This window comes from Pseudoalteromonas sp. SR45-1, from assembly GCF_014163655.1.
In the GTDB taxonomy this organism is placed as follows: Bacteria; Pseudomonadota; Gammaproteobacteria; order Enterobacterales; family Alteromonadaceae; genus Pseudoalteromonas; species Pseudoalteromonas distincta.
Genome location: NZ_JACJDR010000042.1, coordinates 1 through 677, shown reverse-complemented (window position 1 = coordinate 677; position 677 = coordinate 1). Strand labels below are relative to the sequence as shown.

The 677-nt window shown below is 45.3% G+C and carries 1 protein-coding gene; it reads left to right on the top strand.

Annotated elements, in window-relative coordinates; translation table 11 throughout:
- Positions 1-677: Ig-like domain-containing protein (locus H5089_RS20035; RefSeq protein ID WP_182712956.1), on the top strand; the 677-nt coding region annotated here is incomplete at both ends.

Here is a 677-nt window from a genome sequence, read left to right as displayed (position 1 = left end):
GTACCAAATGAATTAAGTGAGGGTGAGTTTACGGTTGAAGTATCGGTTACCGATACAGCAGGTAATGAAACTACCGCAACAACAACAGGCGAAGTTGATACTGCCGCGCCAACAGTTATTATTGATCCAGTAGGTGATACTAACAACACCACCCCAACTATTTCAGGCACCGCGACGGGTGAGCCAGAGGGCACGGTTGTTACTATTACAGTAACTGATGAAGCTGGTAATCCACAAACTATAACCACAGAAGTGCAAGCCGATGGCACCTTTAGTGTTGATGTACCTAACGAATTAAGTGAAGGCGAATTTACTGTTGAAGTATCAGTTACCGATACTGCAGGTAATGAAACTACCGCAACAACAACAGGCGAAGTCGATACTGCCGCGCCAACAGTTATTATTGACCCAGTAGGTGATACTAACAACACCACCCCAACTATTTCAGGCACCGCGACGGGTGAGCCAGAAGGCACGGTTGTTACTATTACAGTAACTGATGAAGCTGGTAATCCACAAACTATCACCACTGAAGTACAAGCTGATGGTACCTTTAGTGTTGATGTACCAAATGAATTAAGTGAGGGTGAGTTTACGGTTGAAGTATCGGTTACCGATACAGCAGGTAATGAAACTACCGCAACAACAACAGGCGAAGTTGATACTGCCGCGCCAAC